3 protein-coding genes and 1 pseudogene are annotated in these 5,453 nt (G+C 44.6%); all 4 read right to left on the bottom strand.

Features of this window, described 5'->3' with window-relative positions; genetic code table 11:
* On the bottom strand, positions 1-1,594 hold a 1,594-nt coding region (gene fusA / locus CXF78_RS12585), incomplete at its 3' end, for an elongation factor G (RefSeq protein WP_102036985.1).
* 79 nt (positions 1,595-1,673) lie between these two features.
* Positions 1,674-2,144 (bottom strand): 30S ribosomal protein S7, encoded by a 471-nt coding sequence (gene rpsG, locus CXF78_RS12580; protein ID WP_011635636.1) that lies wholly within the window; start codon positions 2,142-2,144, stop codon positions 1,674-1,676.
* A gap of 82 nt (positions 2,145-2,226) precedes the next feature.
* Complete coding sequence (gene rpsL, locus CXF78_RS12575; RefSeq protein WP_011635635.1) at positions 2,227-2,601, bottom strand: 30S ribosomal protein S12; 375 nt, start codon at positions 2,599-2,601, stop codon at positions 2,227-2,229.
* Positions 2,602-2,778: 177 nt separating this feature from the next.
* Positions 2,779-5,453, bottom strand: a pseudogene (locus CXF78_RS12570) (DNA-directed RNA polymerase subunit beta'); the annotation flags it as partial.

Genomic DNA, 5,453 nt, shown 5'->3' with positions numbered 1-5,453 from the left:
TAACAAATTCGTAGCCCGCACCCTCTTCGAGTGGTTCAATTCTTAACCAAACATGACCAAATTGGCCACGTCCGCCAGATTGACGTACGAATTTACCTTCCACTTCTACTTTAGAACGAATTGTTTCACGGTAAGCAACCTGAGGTTTACCTACGTTACACTCTACACCAAATTCGCGACGCATACGGTCAACGATAATGTCTAGATGCAATTCGCCCATACCAGATATTAGTGTTTGTGCCGACTCTTCATCAGTCTCAACTTTGAATGATGGATCTTCTGCTGCTAATTTTTGCAGCGCAATTCCCATTTTATCTTGGTCTGCTTTTGAACGTGGCTCAACGGCTATGGTAATTACGGGTTCAGGGAAATCCATGCGCTCAAGAATCACTCTGTGATTATTATCGCAAAGAGTATCACCGGTTGTTACATCTTTAAGACCGATAGCAGCTGCAATATCGCCAGCACGTACTTCTTTCAGTTCTGTTCGGTCATTTGCGTGCATTTGCACAATTCGACCTACTCGTTCACGTTTCTGTTTAACAGAATTATAAACACCAGCACCTGATTCAAGTACACCTGAATACACGCGGATAAAGGTCAGTGTACCAACAAATGGATCAGTCGCAATTTTAAATGCTAAAGCCGCAAAAGGGGCATTGTCATCTGGTGGGCGTTTTACTTCATTTTCGCTTTCATCGATGCCTGTAATTGCAGGAACATCAATAGGAGCGGGTAAGAAGTCAACTACCGCATCGAGTACCGCTTGCACACCTTTGTTCTTAAATGCAGAACCGCAAGTGGCTAACACGATCTCATTGTTAATTGTGCGCTGACGCAACGCTGTTTTGATCTCGACTTCTGATAACTCACCTTCTTCAAGGTACTTATTCATCAGTTCATCAGAGGCTTCAGCTGCTGCTTCCACGAGATACTCATGCATTTCTGCAGCTTTTGCTGCTAGATTTGCAGGAATGTCTTCATAAGTGAAAGTCATACCCTGATCTGTTTCAGACCAGTTAATGGCTTTCATCTTAATTAAATCAATAACACCCTTGAAGTTTTCTTCTGCACCAATATTCAATTGAATTGGCACACAAGTCGCACCAAGGCGGTTACGAATTTGATTTATTACACGGTCAAAATCTGCACCTGCACGGTCCATCTTATTAACAAACACCAAACGCGGAACGTGGTATTTGTCAGCTTGACGCCATACGGTTTCAGATTGTGGTTCAACGCCAGACGAGCCGCAGAAGACTACTACAGCGCCATCGAGTACGCGTAATGAACGCTCGACTTCAATAGTGAAGTCTACGTGACCTGGGGTATCGATGATATTAATTCGGTGTTCAGCGAACTGAGCCTCCATTCCGCGCCAAAATGTGGTTACAGCGGCTGAGGTGATAGTAATACCACGCTCTTGCTCTTGTACCATCCAATCTGTCGTGGCGGCGCCGTCATGCACCTCACCGATTTTATGAGACATACCGGTATAGAACAGAACACGTTCTGTTGTGGTAGTTTTACCTGCATCCACATGAGCTACAATACCGATATTACGATAACGCTCAATTGGGGTTGTACGAGCCACTATTTATACCCTCTCAGCTAAAGCTTTTGGCTTCAGCAATATCAACAATATGGAGCGGACCGAAGTCCGCTCCATCATATTACCAACGGTAATGGGCAAAGGCTTTGTTAGCTTCAGCCATGCGATGCACGTCTTCACGCTTCTTAACCGCAGTACCTTTGTTTTCAGACGCATCTAGCATTTCACCTGCTAGACGTAGAGCCATAGATTTTTCACCACGCTTGCGAGCAGCTTCAACTAACCAGCGCATCGCTAGTGCGTTACGACGCACTGGACGAACTTCACATGGTACTTGATAAGTAGAACCACCAACACGACGAGATTTAACTTCGACTGATGGGCGAACGTTATCAAGGGCTGCCTCAAGGATACTTAAATGATTTTCGCTTTTCTTTTCAGCGACAACATCTAGTGCCTTGTAGATAATTTTTTCTGCAGTCGACTTTTTGCCGTCCTGCATAATGACGTTGATGAACTTAGCCAACAACTCACTGTGAAACTTTGGATCTGGTAGGATTTTACGTTGTCCTACAACGCGACGTCTTGGCATATTAATTCTCCGTATGCTTCAGGTATTTCCAAAACTGGAATGTCAAATAAATACTAGCTTGGCCTTACTTAAACGGGATACGTTAAGACTTAGGACGCTTAGCACCGTACTTAGAACGGCCTTGGCGACGTGAAGTCACGCCAGCACAGTCTAATGCGCCACGAACAGTGTGGTAACGCACACCAGGTAAGTCTTTAACACGACCACCACGGATTAGAATTACACTGTGCTCTTGCAAGTTATGGCCTTCACCACCGATATACGAAGTTACTTCGAAACCGTTAGTTAGACGCACACGAGCTACTTTACGTAGTGCAGAGTTAGGTTTTTTAGGTGTTGTAGTGTACACACGAGTACAAACACCACGTTTTTGTGGGCACGCGTTCAACGCAGGCACATTAGTCTTTTCGACTTTTGGCGTGCGTGGCTTACGTACCAACTGGTTAACAGTTGCCATGTATAGCTCCGAAAGTTGATTTAAGCTCAACAATTAGGTGTGAAAAATCTATATCCCACAATGGTGGGACGCGGAATTTTAGAAAGGTAATGGCTGCCTGTCAAGAAATAGACAACTTTTCGTGCAAATTCCAATAAAAAAGGCGCCATTGGCGCCTTTTTTTAACAAAATACTAACTTAATCTTGGCTACCGGCCAGATTTAGTAGATCTGCTAGGTTCTTTTCAGCTTCGCTTGCGGTTACTGTAGTAGTTTCCACTTTGCCACGAGAGCTTAATACTTTAGCACGTTCTTCGTTACGGGTTTTGTGATAAGCATAACCTGTACCTGCTGGGATCAAACGACCTACAATTACGTTTTCTTTCAAACCACGTAATGGATCGCTCTTACCGCCAACGGCCGCTTCAGTTAACACACGAGTGGTTTCCTGGAACGATGCAGCAGAGATGAATGATTCAGTTGCCAAAGAAGCTTTGGTAATACCGAGTAATTCACGTTCAAACGTTGCAGGTGTTTTACCTTGAGCGATTAGCTCACGGTTAGCAATCTTCACGCGTGATACTTCTGCTTGCTCACCTTCTAAGAACTCAGTGTCGCCTGTTGAAGTGATTAGACACTTACGTAACATTTGACGAATGATAACTTCGATGTGCTTATCGTTGATCTTAACGCCCTGTAGACGGTAAACGTCCTGTACTTCGTTCACAATGTAGTTTGCTACGTTGTGGATACCACGAAGACGCAAGATGTCATGAGCCGCTTCTGGACCGTCTGCAATAACTTCCCCACGTTCGACTTTTTCACCTTCGAACACGTTCAAGTTACGCCACTTAGGGATCATTTCTTCATAATGTTCACTGCCATCAGCTGGAGTGATCACTAGACGACGTTTACCCTTCGTTTCCTTACCGAACGAGATCGTACCAGAGATTTCTGCAAGAATTGCAGGCTCTTTTGGTTTACGCGCTTCGAATAAGTCAGCAACACGTGGAAGACCACCGGTGATGTCGCGAGTTTTAGACGATTCTTGTGGAATACGTGCTAATGGGTCACCAACGTTGATTTTCGCGTTATCATCTTTCGATACAATCGCGTTACCCGGTAAGAAGTATTGAGCTGGTACTTCAGTACCAGGGATCATTAAATCATTACCATCGGCATCAACTAAGCGAATTGCTGGACGCAATTCTTTACCGGCTGAAGTACGCGCACCAACATCGAGCACAACTACAGAAGATAGGCCCGTTAACTCATCTGTTTGACGTGTCATAGTGACACCATCAATCATGTCAACGAACTTCACGCTACCAGCAACTTCAGAAATAATTGGGTGAGTATGTGGATCCCAGTTAGCGATGATTTCGCCAGCTGCAACTTCACTGTCTTCCAATTTCTCTAATACTGTACCGTAAGGCACTTTATAACGCTCTTTCTCACGACCTAGCTCATCGATGATGGCTAACTCAGAAGAACGAGATACGATAACGAGCTTACCGTCGATGTTAGAAACATGCTTCGCATTGTGTAACTTCAGAGAACCCGCGTTCTTAACTTGAACGTTGTTTTCTGCAGAAGCTCGAGACGCCGCACCACCAATGTGGAAGGTACGCATGGTTAACTGTGTACCAGGTTCACCAATTGACTGAGCTGCAACAACACCAATAGCTTCACCGTGGTTAATAATATGACCACGAGCCAAGTCACGACCATAACACGCTGCACACACACCGAAGTCTGTGTCACAGGTAATTACAGAACGTACAATCACTTCATCAATGCTGTGTTCTTCTAACGTATTACACCATGCTTCATCAAGAAGTGTGTTGCGTGGAGCAAGCACTTCATTAGTACCTGGCTTCATTACGTCAAGAGCAACTACACGACCTAGAACACGTTCACGCAATGGCTCAACAACATCACCACCTTCAATAAGCGGTTTCATTGTAAGACCATGCTCAACACCACAGTCATCTTCGATAACGACTAAGTCTTGTGCCACGTCTACTAAACGACGAGTCAAGTAACCCGAGTTAGCTGTCTTCAATGCTGTATCGGCAAGACCTTTACGCGCACCGTGAGTAGAAATAAAGTACTGAAGTACGTTTAGACCTTCACGGAAGTTAGCCGTAATTGGGGTTTCGATGATTGAGCCATCTGGCTTAGCCATCAAACCACGCATACCCGCTAACTGACGGATTTGTGCAGCACTACCACGAGCGCCCGAGTCAGCCATCATATAGATGCTGTTAAACGAAGCTTGTTGCTCAGGTACGCCATCACGGTTAATCACTGTCTCAGTTGACAGGTTTTCCATCATCGCTTTTGAAACTTTTTCGTTCGCACTTGCCCAGATATCGATGACTTTGTTGTAACGTTCACCGGCAGTAACAAGACCTGATTGGAACTGCTCTTGAATTTCAAGCACTTCAGCTTCAGCGTCAGCTACTAAGGTGTATTTCTCGTCTGGAATAACCATGTCATCGATACCAACAGAGGCACCGGAAATGGTTGCAAAACGGAAACCGGTATACATCAATTGGTCAGCAAAGATAACGGTATCTTTAAGACCTAGTTGACGATAACAAGTGTTCAACAGTTTAGAAATCTGTTTCTTACCCATGTTTTGGTTAACCAAATCATACGATAAGCCTTCAGGCAAAATTAATGATAAAAGAGCACGACCAACTGTGGTATCAATGATACGAGTTGATTTAGTTCTTTCGCCATCATCTGCGATGTTCGTTTCGGTAATCCGTACTTTAACGCGAGCATGTAGTTCAGCAACACCAGTAGCGTAAGCTTTTTCTACTTCTGACACATCAGCGAACGCCATACCTTCACCGCGACCGTTAA

Source organism: Shewanella sp. 11B5, assembly GCF_002836795.1.
GTDB lineage: Bacteria > Pseudomonadota > Gammaproteobacteria > Enterobacterales > Shewanellaceae > Shewanella > Shewanella frigidimarina.
The sequence above is the reverse complement of the archived record's forward strand: the minus strand, read 5'-3'. Positions and strand labels throughout refer to the sequence as shown.